This is a genomic window from uncultured Wocania sp. (assembly GCF_964021735.1).
Taxonomy (GTDB): domain Bacteria; phylum Bacteroidota; class Bacteroidia; order Flavobacteriales; family Flavobacteriaceae; genus Wocania_A.
On sequence record NZ_CAXIBN010000273.1, the window covers coordinates 1 to 2437 of the forward strand.

Annotated in this window: 1 protein-coding gene; it reads right to left on the reverse strand. The window is 30.0% G+C overall.

The window, feature by feature from the left end:
• Positions 1-2372, reverse strand: a 2372-nt coding sequence (locus AADI82_RS14875; RefSeq protein WP_341217197.1) for a TonB-dependent receptor, incomplete at its 3' end; no start/stop codon positions are given.
• Positions 2373-2437 lie beyond the last annotated feature (65 nt).

A 2437-nucleotide genomic window follows, 5' to 3' on the forward strand; every position in this document is an offset into this window, starting at 1 on the left:
AGTTTAAAATTATAAGATATTGATGGAACGATTCCGAATATTGATAAGCGTGTAGCTTCGTTAAATCCAGTTGTATTATTTTGACTAAAATTTATTGAGGTGGCATTTTTACGATTGTAAACATTATAAATACCAAAAACCCAATGGCTTTGCCACTTTTTGTTTTCTGTTTGTTTTGGCTGATACTTAAAAGAAACATCTAATCGGTTATAAGATGGTAATCTGTTTTTGTTTCGCTCTCCATAGTTAGGAATATTAATACCATTATAAACATATTGACCATTAGGGAATGTGGCTGGTTGCCCTGTTTGAAATAAAAAATTTGAACTAACTTCCCATTTGTCATTCAATTTATAACTACCAGTTAAAGAGATATCGTGTGTTTTATCGTAAGGCGTATTGTACCAATTACCATTGTTAATTCCTATCTCATTTGGTGTTCTGCCCTTAGTTTGTTGTTCAGATTTAGAAAGCGTGTAAGCTAACCAACCTTTAAACTTGCCTTTATTTTTTCTTAATAGAAATTCTAATCCGTAAGCTCTAGCTTTTCCGTTAAGAATAACTTGTTCAATAGCATTATTTGCAATTAAATTTGCACCATCAATATAATCTATTCTGTTTTTTATAGTTTTATAAAAGCCTTCAATTTCTAATGAATATTCATCATTGCTCAAATTTTTAAAGTAGCCTAAAGCAAATTGATCTAATAATTGAGGTTTTATATATTTACCACTCGGAGTCCAAACATCTAGTGGAGTTGGTGAGTTTGTATTTGATAATAGATGTAAATATTGGCTCATTCGATTATAACTCGCTTTTACAGAACTATTTAAATTAATTTGATAAGCTGCTGAAAAACGTGGTTCTAAATTGAAGAATTTTGAAATAACATCATCGCGCTTAAATGTCTCTGTATCGATTGGGTTTGCTTCTTCATAAATTTGAAAATCTTCATTAAAGGTAACAGGTCGATTATTGGTGTAAATATTAAGTTTATCTTGTCCTAATCTATAAAACGAGCTAAATCTTAAACCATAGGATAGAGCTAATTTATTTGAAATTTTATGCTCAACATCTAAATACAATGCGTTTTCAAAAGCGTATTTATCTATAAGTTTAAAAGGATTAATGCCTGAAGTCTCTACAGTTGGGTTTATTTCTCCAGGATTAAACTTGTAATAAATACTATTTAAACCGTATTGAAGTTTTAATTTATCGTTTAAATAATGTTTGAAATCGTATTTTAAATTAAAATTTTGAATGCCAGAAACCCAGTCGAATTCAACAAAATTCAGTTTTAAATCGTAGTAATAATCTGAATAAATTAGAGATAAATTAGAAAATAGTTTATCTGAAAATAAATGATTCCATCTAAAATTTAAAACGGAATTGCCATAAGTGTTTTCAAAAGTGTCTTCAATTCTAAACACATCTCTACCAAAATATCCTGATAAGTAAATGTTATTTCGGTCGTTTATTTTATAACTCAGCTTTGTGTTTAAATCATAAAAATAAGCAATGTTATTAATATCAAAAAGTGGTAAAAATAAATGCGCATAACTTGATCTGCCGCCAAAAAGAAAAGCGCCTTTGTCTTTTTTAATAGGCCCTTCTGCAAGTAGTCTACTCGCAACAATTCCAATACCACCATTTAGGTTAAATTCTTTACTATTTCCTTCTTTTTGATAAATATCTAAAACTGATGAAATACGACCACCATAACGTGCAGGTATACCACCTTTATACAACCGAAGGTCTTTAATGGCATCAGGGTTAAAAACCGAAAAGAAACCAAATAAATGTGACGAATTGTAAATAATTGCTTCGTCTAAAAGAATTAAATTTTGATCTGCCGAACCACCTCTTACATTAAAACCAGATGAGGCTTCACCAGCATTTGTAACACCTGGTAGTAAAGTGATAGCTTTAATTATATCGGCTTCACCTAAAACAACGGGGATTTTTTTTATGGTATTTGAGGTTAATGTGTTAACACTCATTTGTGGGTTTTTTATGCTTAGTTGTTCAATATTTTTAGTTATAATGACTTCATCTAAACTTTCGAGGGAGTTAATTAAGCTTATGTTTTTTGTAATATCGTTGCTTAGCTCAATAGTCTCTGTTTTAGTTGTATAACCAAGGTAACTTATGACAACAGAGTAGGTGCCTTTAGGTAAAGTAATGGAATAAAAACCATATTCGTTAGTGGTTGTTCCTGTCCCAGTTTCTGGAAAGATTATGTTAACACCAATAAGGGTTTCGTTACTTTTTTCTTCAGAAATAATACCGCTTAAAGTAAATTTTTCTTGAGCATTTAGAGAGACACTATATAAAGATAGGACAATAACAAGCCATAACATAAAGTTTTTCATGCAGCAATTTTTTATAAAAATATAAAAAAAGCCCCTAAGATTAGGAGCTTTTAACAAAAGATATG